Here is a 16604-nt window from a genome sequence, read left to right on the forward strand (position 1 = left end):
GATCAGCGCGGGTTGCCCACGCCGGGCCGCCACGCACGACGACGGCCCCGCGGCAGCACGATCACGGCGAGCGCCAGCAGCGACACCAGGGCCAGGCCGGCACCGCCCAGGAGCAGGGTCCGGCGCTCGGCCGCGGCCCGTGGGGCGGCGGCCGCGTCGTCCCGCGGCGGTGCCGGCGCCGGGCCGGCCGGCTTCGGGGAGGCGACGGCGCGCTCGGTCAGCGCGCGGTACGGGTTCAGCACGCCCGCGCCGTAGCCCGGACCGGCCGAGCCGCCGTCGGCGGTCGCGGTCAGCGTGGCCGCGACCGCGGCCGCGGACAGCTCGGGCCGGTACTGGCGCAGGAGCGCCGCCGTCGCGGCCACGAACGGCACCGCGAAGCTGGTCCCGTCGGCCACCGTCAGGCCCTGCGGTGTCGCCGTGGTCACGATCTGTGCGCCGGGGGCGACCAGGTCGACGTGCGGGCCGGTCTGCGAGCTCGGCACGCGCCGGCCGTCCGGATCGATCGCGCCGACGCCGACGACCCCGTCGTACGCGGCCGGATACGGCGTCGGGTTGCCCTGCTCGAACCGGTTGCCGGCCGCCGCGACGAGGACGACGTCGCGGGAGATCGCGAACCGCACCGCCTCGCGGACCTCCGGCTCGTCGCGGTAGGAGACCAGCGACAGGTTGATCACCTTCGCGCCGCGGTCGACCGCGTCCCGGATCGCCGCGGCCAGCCCGCCGGCGGTGCCGCGCCGGCCCGCCGTCGTGCCGTCCTCCAGCTCGATCAGCTCGCTCACGCGCAGCGCCACGATCGTCGCGGCGGGTGCCAGGCCGCGGAACGTCGCCCCGCCGGCCGGGCGTGCGGCGATGATGCCGGCGACGCCCGTACCGTGGCCGACGCAGTCCAGGACGGAGCTGCCGCCGTCGAGCTGGTCGGTGCCGGACCGCACCGCACCGCGCAGTTGCGGGTGCCGTGCGTCGACGCCGGAGTCGATCACCGCGACGATCACGCCGTGGCCGTCGGCGAGCGGGGCCAGCCGGCGCTGGTCGTACCGCTGCTGGGGCCAAGGCGTGCCGGTGGGCGCCGGTTGTGGCGGGCGGAGCGGGCCGGGGCAGGCCGCCGGGGCGTGCGCCGCGGCCGGCAGGGGCACGAGACAGCCGGCCAGGGCCAGCAGGATCGCCGAACCGGAGGATCGGGCACGGCGTGGCATGGCCCACATGTTAGGTGCTCGTCCATCGATGGAGCTGCCCGTCGTACCAGCGCCGACGGGTGCCGTGAATGGGACAGCCCTGTGATCGCGCCGCCTTCGATCGCTATGCTGGCCGGAGCGCTTGCTCGCGTCGCCACCCCTCGAATTGCCGTGGCCGTATAGGTTAGGTTTCGGCGACGCGGCGGTTTCGAGCCCGACAGAGGGGGTGGCCGTGACCGAGTGGGAGCCGGCCACCGAGGCCGAGATCGCCATGCGGGATGCCCTGCGTGCCAACGATCAGGAGCAGTATTTCCGCATCCTGGCGCGCACCGACATCCTGCTGCCGATCGCGCCCGACGCCCAGACCAGCGGCGACGGCGGCGGCTGGGGCACCTGGACCACCGAGGGCCGCACTCACGTGCTGGCCTTCACCTCGCCCACCGCGCTGCACGAGTGCCTGGCCGGGCATCCGGGCACCCACCGCCGGGTGCCGTTCCGTGACCTGGCCGGCATATGGCCCAACGTCGAGTGGTGGCTGGCGGTCAATCCCGGCCTGCCGATCGAGGGCTACCTGCCGAGCTGGTTCGTGACCCAGATCAGCCGCGGCGACGTCCGCCTTCCCGGTCGCACACTCGGTGCGCGGGCCCGCATGGATCAGGCCGGCTCCCGGGCCCGGGCGGTGGCGCAGGTGCCGGTGCGGCCCGTGCCCAACCAGCCCGCCCCGACCCCGATCGAGCGCCAGCGGATGCGCTCCGACCAGGCCGGTCAGCCGCCGTCCACGTTCGCGCCGCGGCGCGACGTCCCACCGCCGGACGTCGCACCTCCCGGAGCCTTCCACCCGACGCGGGCCGATCGTCCGGTCAACTTCGAGCGCACGATGGGCGCTCGTCCAGATGCGCCGGTTTCGCCGCCTTCCGGGGGTTTCAGCGCTTTGGGCGGTGCCGGTGGTCCAGTGTCAGGTGGTCCCGTGTCGGGTGGTCCCGCGCCGGGCGCGGCTCGCGGGCGGGCGGCGTTCCCGCGGCGCGGACTGTTCGACGAGGACGACCGCAAGTCGCTCGACGTGCCGAACGAGCGCGACCTCTTCGCCGATGTCGACCATGGCCCGGGCCGGTCCGACCTGCCCCGGCGTCCAACGTCGAACGGCGCCGGACGGCCGGCCGAACCGGCGCCGGGTGCCGGCCCGCCGGCGTGGACGCCGGGTGCCGGCGCCGCCGACCCCGGGTCTGACGAGGCGAACGGCGACCCCCGGCGGCACTGGCCGCGCCGGGATCCTTCGCGGAGCCTCGGCGAGGTGTTCACCGAGCACGCCGATCCGGTGATCCCGGCCGCCTGGCAGCCGCCGCCGGTCCTGCCGAGCCCGGCCGGTCTGCCACTGCCGACCCGCCAGCCGCAGGCGCCACAGCCGCCGTTCGGCGTCGGCGGGACGTTGCCGTCGCGTCCGTCGGGTGCCCTGGACGACGCGCGGCCCACGTCGCCGGCCGGCGAGTCGCGGCCGGCGGGCGGGTTCTTCGGTGCGGCCGCTCCGACGGAGCCGGCGGTCGGCTGGGGCGAGCAGCCGGTGGAGGAGCCCCGTGCGTACCGGCCCGAGGCCGGCCCGCTGCCGAGGCGGCCCGGCAGTGAGCAGACGCAGCCGATCAGTTCGGGTTGGGACGGGCCCGGCGACGTGCGCCCCGTCAGCCCGGGGCCGACAGCGGTGCGGCCTTCTGGCGGCGATCCCGCCGGCGAGCCTGCCTTCCGTCCGGCCGAGGAGGGGCCGGTGGCCTACCAACCGGCCGGGGAGTTCGCCGCCTTCCAGACGGGTGTAGAGCCCTACCGGCCGGTCGAGCAGCCCGCGCCCTACCGGCCCGTCGAGGAGCCCGGCGCGGTTGCCCCGTTCCCGGTCGCTGAGGAGGCCGGCGTGCTGCCCGCGGAGCCGTTGCCGTTCGACCCGCCCGGGTCCGGCCGGCTCGCCGCCGAGCATCCCGAGCATCCCGAGCATCCCGAGCCTCCCGAGCATCCCGAGGCCGACAACGCGCAAGGGGCATCGCCGTTCGGGGAGGTGGCGGCCAAGGCGCGGGCCGCGGGCTTCGGGCGGAGCACCGACCTGGACCAGCATCCGTTCTTCGCCGATGCACCCGATTTCGCGCCTGTCGAGTCCACGGTCGAGCCGTTCGTCGAGGCCGCCGACCGGCCGCCCGCGGAGCGAGCGTTCGAGTCGCGCTCGTTCTTCGAGCCGGTCGAAGCACCCGCGCCGGAGTCGCCGTTCACGGCACCGTCCGAGGTGATCTACGAGGCGCGAATCGAGCCGCGCGCCGAGCGGGCCCCCGACCTGATCGACGTGCCCACCGAGCCGGTCGAACACCCGGAGCAGCAGCCGGCTGCCGAACGGCCGTTCCAGACGTCCTTCGCGTCGGGACTCGACGCCTTCGCCGAGCCGCACGCCGCCGCGGAAACCACAGCAGCGGCCAAGGACCAGGAGGAGCACGAGCCGTCGCCCGAGCTGCGGTCGTTCTTCGAGGCCGGGGCGGCCGAGCGGGAGCAGTCGCAGGCGGAGGAGCCGGCCTACTCGTGGTCGTACACGCCCGAGACCGGGTACGAGCCGGAGGTCGTCGACGCCGGGGTGGTCGTCCCGGCGACGCCGGAGCCCGCGATCGAGGACCCGCCGGCCGTGGCGTCACCGCCGGCCACAAGCTCCCCACCGGCGCCGGACTTCCACCCGGCCAACAACGTCGAGCAGGACCTCTTCGACGCCGTCCAGGCCAACAGCACCGACCGGTTCCTGTCGACGCTGCTGCTGGCCAAGGTGATCGTGCCGCTGTGGACCGGTGAGGGGCCGGTCGAGCCGACCCGCTGGCGGACCGAGCACATGAACGGCGTGCCGCACCTCGTCGTCTTCTCGTCGCAGGAGCGGATGGCCGACCGGCTCGGGCCGGACATGCCGGGTAGCTGGATCAAGTTCACCCGGCTGATCCGCCACTGGCCGCCGGGCGACGAACTCGCGTTCGCGATCAACCCGGAGTCGCCGGCCGGTGCCGTGCTGCCGGGCACGGAGGTCGTACAACTGGCCACGTGGGCTGCCGAAATGGGTCTCGGCGTCGACGAGCCGGACGAGCAGCCCGGCGCACCGAAACCGACCGAGGCCAGCCAGCCGCGGCCCACGTTCGAGCCGCCCACGTCCAGCGACCAGCTCGTGATGCAGAAGCCGATTTCGCCCGAGCAACTGTCGTACTACCTGGAGCGCAACTACGACCGCGTCTCCGGCTTCGTCCACCGGGCCAGTGAGGTCGCCCATCTGGAGACGCCCGAGCAGCTCTACAACGCGCTGGGCCTCGACTACGCGGGGTCGTCGTTCAAGCCGGACGCCGGCGAGGTGTACGTGCTGCGGTGGATCGCCTACCGCGGCAACCTCTACCGGATTCCGTACGGCGGTTCGTCCCCGGAGGCGATGCGTGCCATGCGGGGCTGGGTGATCGAGCGAGCGCCGTTCCGCGGCAACGGGTTCGCGCCGAGCGAAACCAGCGACGTCATCGCCGAGTTCAAGGTGGACAGCGCGCGGCTCCCGCACGACGCCGAGTTGTGGCGGCTGCGGCGCGACGGCCGGCAGGAGCTCATCGCGCGGCTCGACGCCGACGGCCCGAACTGGCGGAAGACCGGTGCGCTGTGATCCGTGACGGTTACGCGGCCCGGTGGCGCGGCGCGGAGTACGAGGCGAGCCCCGACGGCGACGACGTCCGGTTGTACCGCCCGGATCCGGGCGACGGGTTCGACGAGGTACGGCCCGGCCGGTACCGCCGCATCGTCTCCCTGGCCGAGGTCGACGACCTGACCTATGTGCGGACCACGTGCTTCTGGCGCGGGCAGCCGTTCATCGTGCTGGGCGAGCACGACGGGTGGCTGCGGGTCGAGTACACCGGCGGGCGGGCGCCCGTCGCCGCCGAGCTCGGCCTGGAGGAGTTCGACTACGGCGTGTATCAAGGCTGGGCGCCCAAGGTCGAGGTCTCCGAGCTGCGCGAGTACCGCGTTTGAGGCGCTAGCCGCCCTTCACCCAGCGCAGGATCTCGCCGGCGACCAGCTCGGGCTGCTCGAGGTGCGAGAAGTGCGACGCGTTGGGCAGCAGGCGCCACTCGTACTCGGCCAGCACATAGCGCCCGGATCCCTGTGCGGTGCGTGGCAGCACCGCGGGATCGAGCGCGCCGTGCAGTTGCAGGGTCGGCGCGGTGACCGGCCGTTGCAGTTGCTTGACGAAGCGGTACCCCTGGAGCCGCAGCGCCGACCGCACCGCCCAGCGGTAGGTCTCCAGCGCGCAGAACGCCGCCTGCGGGATCTGCATCGCTTCGCGGCAGCATTGTTCGTACGCGCGGAAGTCGGCACTGCCGACCCAGGCGGGTGCCCCCCACCGTTCCAGGTAGTCGCCGACGAGCGCCGCGTTGTCCCGGGTCAGGATGTGCTCGAAGCGCGGCACCTGGAACTTCAGCACGGGCCTCGCGGCGGCGAGCTGCCCGCGCGGGTCGGCGGCGAGCGCGGCCCGCAGCCGCAGCGGGTGGGCGGCGCCGAGGACGACGAGCCGCCGGACCAGCTTCGGGTGGAACGCGGCGGTCGCCCAGGCGATCATCCCGCCGCATCCGGCGCCGACGAGGTAGGCGCTGCGCTCGCCGAGGGCGCGGATCAGGCCGGCCACGTCGCCGGCCATCGTGTACCCGTCGTAACCGCGCGGTGGCTTGTCGCTCGCCCCGTATCCGCGGAGGTCGATCGCGACCGCACGGAACCCGGCGTCGGCCACGGCGGTCAGCTCGTGGTGCCATGCGTACCAGAACTCGGGAAAGCCGTGCAGGAACAGCACCAACGGTCCGGTGCCGGCCTCCACGACGTGGAACCTGGTGCCGTTGGCGCTCACGAAACGGTGCGACCACGGGCCGTCGAGCATGACGCACGTGTCGTCAACGGAGGGGTTCATGTCGCTCAGCGTAGGGCCAGCGGGTCCGATTTCCTGCCAGGTGAGCGGCTGTGATCCGGGTTGTCGAGGGTCGCGCGCAGGGCGTGGTGGCGTTTAGCGTCTTCGGCATGGACCTGCCGTTGCCGCTCATCACCGTCGAAGGTACACCCGGTGAGTGCGGGATCGCATACGGTAACTCGGCCGCCGACTTGATCGCGGCCAACACCGCGAACTACTTGGCGCGGTTCGCCTCGGACGCCGGCATCGACGCGGCGTCGGCCCGGCGGTTCGGTTCGCTGTTCCGCGACGCCTCCCACCGCCACGCGCCGCGGGTGGCGCAGATGCTCGACGGCGTGGCCGAGGGCTCCGGCGTGGACGTCACCGAGATCTACGCGCTCAACGGCCGCTCCGAGTTGCTGTACGCCGGGAACAATGCCGCGACGGAGTGCACGGCGATCGGTGTGCTCGACACGCGGACGGCGAGCGGGCACACGCTGCTCGCGCAGAACTGGGACTGGCATCCGGCGCAACGGCCGTACGCCCTGCTGCTCGCCACCCGCGACGAGCACGGATCGCAGGTGCTCGCGCTGACCGAGGCCGGCATGCTCGCCAAGGCCGGCTTCAATGACGCGGGCCTCGGCGTCTGCGTCAACTTGCTGGGCTCCGACCGTGACGGCCGTTCGGGTGGGGTGCCGTACCACGTGTTGCTGCGCGCCGTCCTCGAGGCGCGCGTGCTCGGTACGGCGATCGCGGCGGCGTGTGCGACGCCGCGCGGCTGTAGCATCAACCTGCTGGTCGGTCAGGCGTTCGGCGACGGCATTCCGGGTGAGGTGCTCGACATGGAGGTCGCGCCCGGCGACGTCGGGTTCCTGAACCCGGTCGACGGCGTGATCACGCACGCCAACCACTTCGAGGCGCCGCTGCCGCTGTTCGACGTCCTTCGCGGCATCGGCAGCGCGTCGTTCTTCCGTGGCGCACGGTCACGCCGGCTGCTCGGCGACGGCCTGCTCGACGAGTCGCGGATCCGGGCCGTGCTCGCCGATCATGGCGGCTATCCGCAGTCGATCTGCCGGCACGACGTCCACGCGCCGAGTGCGGCAGGTCTCACTGAATCGCTGTATGCGGTGCTGCTCGACCTGGACGAGCGCCGCATGTCGATCGCCGCCGGACCGCCGTGTCAGGCCGACAAGTACCACGACATCCGACTTGACGGACTTTTCGTCTGATTCTTCACCGGTACGGCCCGTGCCGTGCCCTCATGACCAGCGATTTTCCGGCTGTGCCGCAGCTTAAATGTATCTGTGCTGATGTCTGCGGACCGGGCCGCGGTTTCCCGCTTGCGACGCCTCGTTTCCGCAGTTCACCCTGGGGATGCCCGACCTCATGCGGGCAATCGCGGCCTCCGGTCCCCACCAGGCGTCTTAAGTCCTGGTCAGGGCGCTTCAGGGGTGGGTTGTTCATGGTCTGGGCGGCTACTACCTTCCGCTATCGACGCACGTGAGCCCCACATCGTCGGAATCGGGATTTGTAGATGAGCGAGCGAGACGTGCCGAGACGGCGCCCGGGACGGGGCCTCGACGGCAGCCACGACCCGTACGCGGACCCGTACTACGAGTCCGGCTACGAGGACCAGACCGGACAACTCGGGCAGCACCCCCGATACGCCGGTCGGTGGGGCAACGGCGCGATGCCCGCCGACCGTGGCGGCTCCGGCCCGCACTTCTACGGCCCGGGCGCCATGTCCCGCAGCCGCGGTGCCGGCCTGCCGGACATCGACGACGAGGACGACGAGCCGTCGAACTGGCGCCGCCGCACGGCGATGGTCGCCATCGGCGGTGGCGCGGCCGCGCTGATCGGCGGCGGCGCCTACGCCGTCACCCAGTTCTTCGGCAAGGGCACGCGGCCGGCCGCCGACAACGGCGAGCTGCCCGTCGACACCGCTGCCCCGGCCTACGTCGACCAGAACCAGAGCCTCATGAACGGCCAGGCGGGCCTGGGCATCCGCAAGAACACCCCGACCACGGGCTCGTCGTTCGGCACCCCGGCCGACGCGGCCAAGAACGCGGTGGTCGTCGGCAACACGGTCCTACCGAAGAAGGACTCGGTGCGGCACCTCGCCAGCCGGCTCACCTTCGGGCCGAACAGCCGGGTGATCAGCGACATCAACAAGCTCGGCATCGACGGCTGGATCGCCAAACAGCTCAAGCCGGAGACGATCCCGCTGACCCGCGGCGAGCAGAAGGCCGACGCGGAGCTGATCACCTGGAACATGTCGTACGAGCAGCTCAAGGCACAGCGCGAGGATCTGGGCAAGAAAGGCATTAGGGCCGACGAGCAGAACGTGCGGTACGCCATCGCCAAGCAGCTCTTCTCCGACCGCCAGCTCTTCGAGATGCTGGTCGACTTCTTCAACGACTACCTGCACGTGGCGGCCTTCCACGACGGCAACGAGCTGGTCCGGGCCGCCTTCGAGCGCGACGTCGTCCGCAAGCACGCGCTGGGCAACTACGTCGACATGTTCCTCGCGGCGAACAAGCACCCGGCGCTGCTGCGGTACCTGGACCAGCAGTCCTCGACCAAGGACCAGATCAACGAGAACCTGGCCCGCGAGAACCTGGAGCTCTACACCGTCGGCGCCTTCAACGGGTACAACGAGACCGACGTCCGGCAGGCGGCCATGCTGCAGACCGGCCGGAGCATCCGCGACAACCAGTACGTGTACCGGCCGGAGCAGCACTACGTCGGTCCGGTGAAGATCATGGGGTTCTCCCACGCCAACAACTCCGCCGAGGGCGGTGAGGCGGTGCAGGAGGCGTACTTCCGGTACCTCGCCCTGCACCCGAACACCGCCCGGTACATGGCGCAGAACCTCGCCACCCGCTTCGTCTCCGACGTGCCGCCGAAGACGCTGGTCGACGCCATGGCCAAGACCTACATCGACAAGAAGAGCAACATCACGGCCGTGCTCATGACGATGCTGAGCCGCACGGAGTTCTGGGCCTCCGTCGGGCAGAAGGTCCGCCGCCCCGGCGAGTACCTCACCGCCACCTACCGAGCCCTGGACATCAACCCCGACGCCCCGGCCGGCTTCACCTCGAACAACACGAACGTCAGCCCGTTCGTCCAGGGTCTCGGCGACATCGTGCGCAAGCTCGAGGAGTTCGGCCACGCGCCGATGGAGCTGCCGACGCCCAACGGCTACCCCGACGTCTACGTCGCCTGGACCTCCGCCGGGACGATGGTCAATCAGTGGAACGACGCCTACAACGCCGTCGTCGGCAACCGTCGGCAGTTCACCTGGCAGAAGCCCGAGGCGATCGTCGCCGAGCCGCCGAACACCGCTGGTGCGTACCTGGACGCGTTGAGCAAGAAGCTGATCAACGTCACGCTCGACAACACCCGGAAGACCGCGATCCTGAAGATCGCCGGTCCGAACGTCACCGCCTCGACCCCGGTGGACGCCACGTTCAACGGTGCGATCGCCGCCGTCGTCCGGGCCCTCTTCACGACCCCTCACCACTACCTGCGGTAGGCGGCACACATGGAGAAGCAGACAGTGCGTCCCTCGAACTCGCTCCACCCGGAATGCCCGGACCTGTTGCGGCTGGGACCCAACCGGTTGGAAGCGGCGTTGCGGGCCGAGGCGATCGCCGTGCGGGAGGAGCAGAAGGGCGTCCGCGACCAGTACCTCGAACTGGCCCGCCAAGAGGACGAGCAGGAAGAGGGCAAGGGTGTGACCCGCCGCCGGTTCTTCGTCGGCGCGGCGGCCACGGCCACGGCCCTGGCCACCAGCCAGTTCCTCACCACGCAGGCGTCGTTCGCGGCCGCCCCGACCGGCACGCTGATCCACGTGTTCCTCTACGGCGGCGCCGACGCCCTCTCGCTGTTCGCGCCGATGAACGACGCGACCCTGCAGCGGGTCCGGCCCTCGTTCACGCTGCCGGAGAACACCTCGATCCCGCTGGAGCGCGGGTTCGGGCTCAACGAGTCGTTCGCGCCGCTCAAGAAGTATCTCGACGCCGGCCAGCTCGCCCTCATCCCCGCGGTGAGCGACCGGCGCCTCGACCGCAGCCACTTCGCGGCGACCGACATCTGCCAGCTCGGCGGCCTGCCGGCCGAGACCGGCGGCATGGGCTGGCTGACCAACCTGGCCGACAAGCTCGGCCCCGGCACCGCGTTCCGCGCCATCGGCATCGGCTCGACCCTGCCCCGCTCGCTCGTCGGCGGCAGCGGCGCACTGGCCCTGAGCAACGTCGGCGCACTGAACGTCAACGGCGACGGCAAGTTCAAGCAGCCGACCGTCGACGCGATCAAGACGCTGTTCACCGGGGTCAACCACCCGATCGAGAGCCCCGTCCGGGCCGGGATCGACGCGTTGACCCTGGCGCAGAAGCTGGCCCAGGAGGGGTACATGCCCGCGAACGGCGTGCGCTACACCGGCGTGGGCAACGCCTTCAAGGAGCTCGCCCAGTTGATCAAGGGTGGCGCGAACGTCCGGATCGCCACGATCGGCATGGGCGGCTGGGACACCCACCAGAACCAGGGCACCCGCGGCGGCTACGTCGCCCGGCGCTTCGGTGAGCTGGCCGCGGGCATGGCGGCGTTCTTCGACGACCTGGGTCCCGACCTCGCGGCGAACGTCACGGTCATGGTGTCGAGCGAGTTCGGCCGCCGGGTGGCGGAGAACGGCGGCGGTACCGACCACGGTCACGGCGGCGGCGTCGTGATCCTGTCGGGCAAGAAGCTCGCCGGCAAGGTCCTCGGCACCTGGAACGGCCTGGGCACCCTCACCAACGGTGACGTGCCCGAGATGAACAACATGTTCAGCGTGTTCGGCTCGGTCGCCCAGGGCCGGTTCGGGCTGACGGACGCGGAGGTCGGCCGGATCTTCCCGCGCCAGACATACACGCCGGTCAAGATCTACGCGTAGCTCCACCTACGCGTGCGGAGAGGGGCGGCCCCGGTCCCGGGGGCCGCCCCTCACTCGTCCGGTACCCGGCTCGTCCCGTTGGGCCGGGATGGCCGCGCTCCGGGTCGGGTGGCTCGTTGATCAGGGAAAGGGTTGGCGGTCGGAGCGCAAGGCCGCGAAGCTCAGCCCAACAGCCTCTGGTCACACCGAACAAGGCTGACAATTCGGGCGTAGGACTCGGGGTGTTCGCCGCCGAGGCGTGCCGGCTGGCGCGTTCCGCCGCAATCCGCCGCTCGGTGGCTCGGTGGCTCGGTGGCTCGACCTCATGATCATGGGAAAGATGTGGCTGCCCCGATAGCCAGAACTTTCCCACGATCATGGAGCTGCCCGGCCCTGAGCGCCGGCCCAGTTCCAGTGGCGACCATGATCGACAGGCGCTACCCGTGCGACGGTGCGCCACCATCCGGTAGCGCAACACCGGGTTGACGGGCGACCGCACGGCTTGACTACGCGGCCTTGTGGCGGGCGGCCACTCCGTACCCTTGATCATGGGGCCGGGCGGCATGGCGGCGGATTGTGCTCGAAACGCGCGCCGGCCGGCGCACCTCGGTGGCGACATCTTCGAGTCCCGTGCCCGAACTGTCGGCCTTGTCCGGGTCGACGGCGGTTTGGCGAGCATCCAGGGGTGCCATAAGGCTTGGAGTACATGGAGGGCAGGGTCCGCCGCATGTCCGATGCGCGATGACGCCGGATTGCCGACCTGTCGATAGTGACATGCTCGCGATTCCGTTGAAGTCGACACGACGTCCGTTGCGCAAGTAGCACTCCGTGGTGATTCAACCACGGAAAATGCATAACCATCGACATCCGTCAAATAGTGATGCGCTCGGCCAACAGGGTTGGTCCGGAATTGCGGCCTTGACGAGTGCGCGCCGGTGGACCGGTGAGTCCGTCACTGGGTCGCGATCCCCCGGCATTCGAAGCCGTGAACTGGAAACGCCACCAACTCCCGCCCGCTCGCCGGTGCGGGTCGTCGTCATGAGACGGCCGCAGATCCCGGCCGCGTGCGCGGCCCGGCGGTGCTGCGGCCCGACGCTCCGGCCTGCGGCCCGACGGGCCTGCTGACTCCGCGCTCCTGGCCGAATGCGCGGGCGGACCGGGGCGAGCTTGCTGACCCGCGCTTGCGGCTCGACCTGCGGCTCGACGTGCCGCCTGGGAGTGCGGCCTGAGAGTGCGCGCCGACCGCCTGTGGCTCGGCGGCCGCGCTTCCAGGCCGAAGAAGCCCTGATCCGGTGTATTTTTCCGGGCCACGCCGGACCAGGGCGGGCGAACAGGGGCGGCGGTCAGTCCTCCGACTTGCCCGACTTCAGGCCGGACGCGATCAGGTCCATCACCGTCGAGTCCTGCAAGGTGGTCACGTCGCCCAGGCTGCGGTTCTCGGCGACGTCACGGAGCAGGCGGCGCATGATTTTGCCGGAGCGGGTCTTCGGGAGCTCGGGCACGAGCATGATCTGCCGCGGCTTCGCGATCGGACCGAGGGTCTTGGCGACGTGATTGCGCAGCTCCTGGATCAGGGCCTCGCCGGTCTCGCCGTCGGTGTCGACGCTGCCACGCGGGATCGTGAACGCCACGATCGCCTGGCCCGTCGTCGGATCGGTCGCGCCCACGACCGCGGCCTCGGCGACCTTCGGGTGGCTGACGAGCGCCGACTCCACCTCGGTCGTCGAGATGTTGTGGCCGGACACCAGCATGACGTCGTCGACGCGGCCCAGCAGCCACAGGTCGCCGTCGGCGTCCTTCTTGGCGCCGTCGCCGGCGAAGTACATCTCCTGGAACCGGGACCAGTAGGTCTCCTTGAACCGCTCGTCGTCGCCCCAGATGGTGCGCAGCATCGAGGGCCACGGCTCGCGGAGCACGAGGTAACCGCCGCCGCCGTCGGGCACCGAGTTGCCCTGGTCGTCGACGACGTCGGCGGAGATGCCGGGGAGCGGGCGCATCGCGCTGCCGGGCTTGGTCGCGGTCACGCCCGGCAGCGGGGAGATCATGATCGCGCCGGTCTCGGTCTGCCACCACGTGTCGACGATCGGGCAGCGCTCGCCGCCGATGTGTTCGCGGTACCACATCCAGGCCTCGGGATTGATCGGCTCGCCGACCGACCCGAGCAGGCGCAGCGACGACAGGTCGAACTGCTTGGGGATGTCGTCGCCCCACTTCATGAAGGTGCGGATCGCCGTCGGCGCGGTGTACAGGATCGTGATCTTGTACTTCTGGATGAGCTCCCAGAACCGGCCGCGGTGCGGCGTGTCGGGAGTGCCCTCATACATGACCTGGGTCGCACCGTTGGACATGGGGCCGTAGACGATGTAGCTGTGGCCGGTGACCCAGCCGATGTCGGCCGTGCACCAGTACACGTCGCTGTCCGGCTTGAGGTCGAACACCGCGTGGTGCGTGAAGCTGGTCTGGGTGAGGAAACCGCCGGTGGTGTGCAGGATGCCCTTCGGCTTCGCCGTGGTGCCCGACGTGTAGAGGATGAACAGCGGGTGCTCGGCGTCGAACGCCTCGGCGGTGTGCTCGGCCGAAGCGGTCTCGACGACCTCGTGCCACCACAGGTCACGATCGTCCTTCCACTCGACGTCCTGGCCGGTGCGGCGGACCACGAGGACCTTCTCGATGCTGGGCGTCCTGGCCACGGCCTCGTCGACGATCACCTTGAGGCCGCTGGGCTTGCCGCGCCGGAAGCCGCCGTCGGCGGTGATGACGACCTTCGCGCTGGCGTCGTCGATGCGGCCGCTCAGGGCGTCGGCGGAGAAGCCGCCGAAGACCACGCTGTGGGTCGCGCCGATGCGCGCGCAGGCCAGCATGGCGATCGCGGCCTCGGGAATCATCGGCAGATAGATCGCCACCCGGTCGCCGGCCACGACGCCGAGGCTGGTCAGCGCGTTGGCGGCCTGGCAGACGGAGCGGTGGAGATCGGCGTAGGTGATCGTGCGGGTGTCGCCCGGCTCGCCCTCCCAGTGGATGGCGACCTTGTCGCCGCGGCCGGCCTCGACGTGCCGGTCGAGGCAGTTGTACGCCACGTTGAGCTTGCCGCCCACGAACCATTTGGCGAACGGCGGGTTGGACCAGTCGAGCGTCTGGTCCCACTCCTTGGCCCAACTCAGCCGTCGAGCCTGCTGCTCCCAGAACGCCAGCCGGTCCTCCTTGGCCTCGGCGTAGGCACTCTCGGTGAGGTTGGCGGCGGCAGCGAACTCGGCAGACGGGGGGAACCGCCGCGTCTCGTTGAGAAGGTTTTCCAAGGTGTCGCTCATCAGTGATGGCTCCTCGATGTGGTCCAGCGCTCGCAAGCAGGCTAGTTGGGGGGTGTGACAAGAAGCGAGGCCTCTGCGCCGAGCGGCTCCTTCGCAGCGCCGGTTTTCTCTAAACATTGTTCACAGTAGCGGCACGATACCGTCTGCTGGTGCCAAGTGATCCTCTCGCTCCACTGCTCGACCTCGCCGACGTCGCGCCCGCCTTCGAGCAGGCCCGAGCCGCCGTCGACTCTGCCATGCGCAACCGGGTCCTGCGCCGCTCGGGTGGCCAGGTGGCCGCGGAGGTGGCCCTGCGCACATCGGTGGCCAGTGCCGCCCTCGACACGCACGGCTTCGACCTCGAGGGGGTCCGGGCGGGCGTGGTCACCGACCCTGTGGTCCACGGCGCGCTGCGCGCCACGGCCGCACTCGACGGGCTGACGGCCACCTGGACGCGCGCGCCCCGGCAGGTGCTGGCCAAGCTGCACACCCTCGTCGCCCGCGACGTGGTGCCGGCCGCCGAGCTGGGCCGTCCGGTCGACCCGCAGGCGGCGCCCCGGCTGGCCGCGCTGGCCGAGCTGATCACCGGCGGGACCACGGTGCCGGTCTTGTTGCAAGCCGCGGTCGTACATGCCGAGCTGCTGGCCCTGAAGGCATTCGCGGGGCCGAACGGGGTGGTGGCCCGCGCCGCCGGACGCCTGACCCTGATCGCCGGCGGGGTCGACCCGCGGGGACTGCTCGCGATGGACGTCGGGCACCGCTCCCGCGAGCCGGAGTACGTCGGGTCGGCCAATGCCTTCGCCACCGGTACACCCGACGGCATCCGCTCCTGGTTGCGCCATTACGCGGCGGCGGCCGAGCGGGCAGCCGAGGAGCTGACCGAGGTCTGCGAGACGGCCACGGACCGGGGATAGTTCCCGTGGAGGGCCGTGAACAGCCGGGATCGCCGAACGCGTCCCGTGTGCCCCGAAAACAGTGAACGGCGCCTCGTTTGCCGGAGGCGCCGCACACACACGTCCGACCGGGTTACCAGGCGTGCACTCCAAGTCCGTTGAACAGCGGTCCTCGCGGAGCCGCTGCAACGCGCCTACCGCGGCTGGTCGCTCGTGGGTGCCCGGTGGCCGTGCACGAGGTCGCTCGCGTAAGCGTCGTGACCTCGCATTTCTTTTCTACGCCCCAGATCCCACGATCGGAACCCCTGGCGCGGAGAATGTGACTGCTGAGGCTCAGGTGGCCAGAGCGGCAGCGGCCTGCCGGGCCCGGCGGTGCTTGCCGTAGAGCGCCAGCCCGATCGCCAGTGCCGCGCCGATACCGATCGCGGCCGCGGCGACCGGGACGGCCGGCCGCTCACGCAGCCGCCGGCTCAGCGGGATGGGGTGACGGAACTCGAGCATCGGCCAGTCGCGCTCGACGGCGATGCGGCGCAGGCCCCGGTCAGGGTTGACCGCCGTCGGGTGCCCGACCAGGCTGAGCAGCCCGGCATCGGTCACCGAGTCGGAGTACGCGAAGGACTCCGACAGGTCATAGTCCCGCGTCGCGGCCAGCTCCTTGACCGCGACCACCTTGTTGGGACCCGCGGCGTAGAAGTCGATCTCCCCGGTGTAGCAGCCGTCCTCACCGACGTTCATTCGGGTCGCGATGATGTCGCTGATGCCCAGCAGCTCACCGATGGGCCGGACCATCTCGTCGCCGGAGGTCGATACGAGCACGACGTCACGGCCGGCGGCCCGGTGCTCCGCGATGAGCGCGGCGGCCTCGGCGTAGACATACGGGTTGATGAGCTCGTCCAACGTTTCGCGCACGATCTGGCGGACCTGCTCGGCACGCCAGCCCTTGACGAGAGCGGCCAGATAGTCTCTGGTCTTGGTCATGCTCTGCTCGTCGGAGCCACCGCCGACGCGGAAGATGAGCTGCGCGTAGGCACCCTTGATGACGTCTCGCCGGCTGATCAGCCCGTCACGGTAGAACGGTCGACCGAAGGCCAAGGCACTTGACTTGGCGATCACCGTTTTGTCCAGGTCGAAAAACGCGGCGCTACGCCCCACGGCGGGCAGTGTAGCGGTGGTGGTCACACTGTGGCGGCCCGACTTGCCCGACTTCTCGTCGTGTCGCGCTCGGCTCGGGGGCGATCACGCCGAAGATTCCCTCAAGTGAAATATTGATTGGCGTGTTGCAAGCCTGTCCTACTCGACGTATGGCGGTCGACTCAGGCATGCTTATGTTTGCGACGCGGTTTCACGTCTCCTACGACAACGACCCGTTATTGACCCTCGGCGGTTGCACCCCCCGTGACCGCTGAGTGGGTTCGGCTCGACCCCCCCGGA

The 16604-nt window shown here is 70.9% G+C and carries 10 protein-coding genes; 6 read left to right on the top strand and 4 right to left on the bottom strand.

Annotated elements, in window-relative coordinates; translation table 11 throughout:
* Positions 1 to 2: 2 nt before the first annotated feature.
* Positions 3 to 1193 (bottom strand): type VII secretion-associated serine protease mycosin, encoded by a 1191-nt coding sequence (mycP, locus tag Drose_RS01095; protein ID WP_260726307.1) that lies wholly within the window; start codon positions 1191 to 1193, stop codon positions 3 to 5.
* Between the two features lie 211 nt (positions 1194 to 1404).
* Between mycP and Drose_RS38930 the strand changes: the two genes are divergently transcribed.
* Both Drose_RS38930 and Drose_RS01105 read left to right on the top strand, forming a co-directional pair.
* Positions 1405 to 4815 (top strand): SseB family protein, encoded by a 3411-nt coding sequence (locus Drose_RS38930; protein ID WP_390891301.1) that lies wholly within the window; start codon positions 1405 to 1407, stop codon positions 4813 to 4815.
* Entirely contained in the window at positions 4812 to 5177 is a 366-nt protein-coding gene (locus tag Drose_RS01105) for a hypothetical protein (RefSeq protein ID WP_260726308.1), read from the top strand. The genes Drose_RS38930 and Drose_RS01105 overlap by 4 nt, the downstream gene beginning before the upstream one ends.
* A gap of 4 nt (positions 5178 to 5181) precedes the next feature.
* Here Drose_RS01105 and Drose_RS01110 read toward each other — a convergent pair whose 3' ends face one another.
* Positions 5182 to 6105: an alpha/beta fold hydrolase gene (locus tag Drose_RS01110; RefSeq protein ID WP_260726309.1), complete on the bottom strand. Its 924-nt coding sequence runs from the start codon at positions 6103 to 6105 to the stop codon at positions 5182 to 5184.
* Positions 6106 to 6155: 50 nt separating this feature from the next.
* On the opposite strand from Drose_RS01110, the gene Drose_RS01115 reads away from it, so the two are divergent.
* From Drose_RS01115 to Drose_RS01125, 3 genes are all read left to right on the top strand, one after another.
* Positions 6156 to 7310, top strand: a complete 1155-nt coding sequence (locus tag Drose_RS01115; RefSeq protein ID WP_260726310.1) for a C45 family autoproteolytic acyltransferase/hydolase — start codon at positions 6156 to 6158, stop codon at positions 7308 to 7310.
* A 305-nt stretch (positions 7311 to 7615) separates the two neighbouring features.
* Positions 7616 to 9616 (top strand): DUF1800 domain-containing protein, encoded by a 2001-nt coding sequence (locus tag Drose_RS01120; RefSeq protein ID WP_260726311.1) that lies wholly within the window; start codon positions 7616 to 7618, stop codon positions 9614 to 9616.
* A 9-nt stretch (positions 9617 to 9625) separates the two neighbouring features.
* The gene (locus tag Drose_RS01125) at positions 9626 to 11014 is read left to right on the top strand and encodes a DUF1501 domain-containing protein (RefSeq protein ID WP_260726312.1); all 1389 of its coding nucleotides are present in this window, start codon (positions 9626 to 9628) and stop codon (positions 11012 to 11014) included.
* Positions 11015 to 12336: 1322 nt separating this feature from the next.
* Here Drose_RS01125 and acs read toward each other — a convergent pair.
* Positions 12337 to 14301: an acetate--CoA ligase gene (gene acs, locus Drose_RS01130; protein WP_260726313.1), complete on the bottom strand. Its 1965-nt coding sequence runs from the start codon at positions 14299 to 14301 to the stop codon at positions 12337 to 12339.
* Between the two features lie 149 nt (positions 14302 to 14450).
* On the opposite strand from acs, the gene Drose_RS01135 reads away from it, so the two are divergent.
* On the top strand, positions 14451 to 15194 hold the full coding sequence (locus tag Drose_RS01135) for a Fic family protein (RefSeq protein ID WP_260726314.1): 744 nt from the start codon (positions 14451 to 14453) through the stop codon (positions 15192 to 15194).
* 312 nt (positions 15195 to 15506) lie between these two features.
* Here the strand turns inward: Drose_RS01135 and Drose_RS01140 are convergent, their stop codons facing one another.
* Positions 15507 to 16334 (bottom strand): HAD family hydrolase, encoded by an 828-nt coding sequence (locus Drose_RS01140; protein WP_260729564.1) that lies wholly within the window; start codon positions 16332 to 16334, stop codon positions 15507 to 15509.
* Positions 16335 to 16604 lie beyond the last annotated feature (270 nt).

The sequence above is a fragment of the Dactylosporangium roseum genome, assembly GCF_025264685.1.
Classification (GTDB): Bacteria; Actinomycetota; Actinomycetes; order Mycobacteriales; family Micromonosporaceae; genus Dactylosporangium; species Dactylosporangium roseum.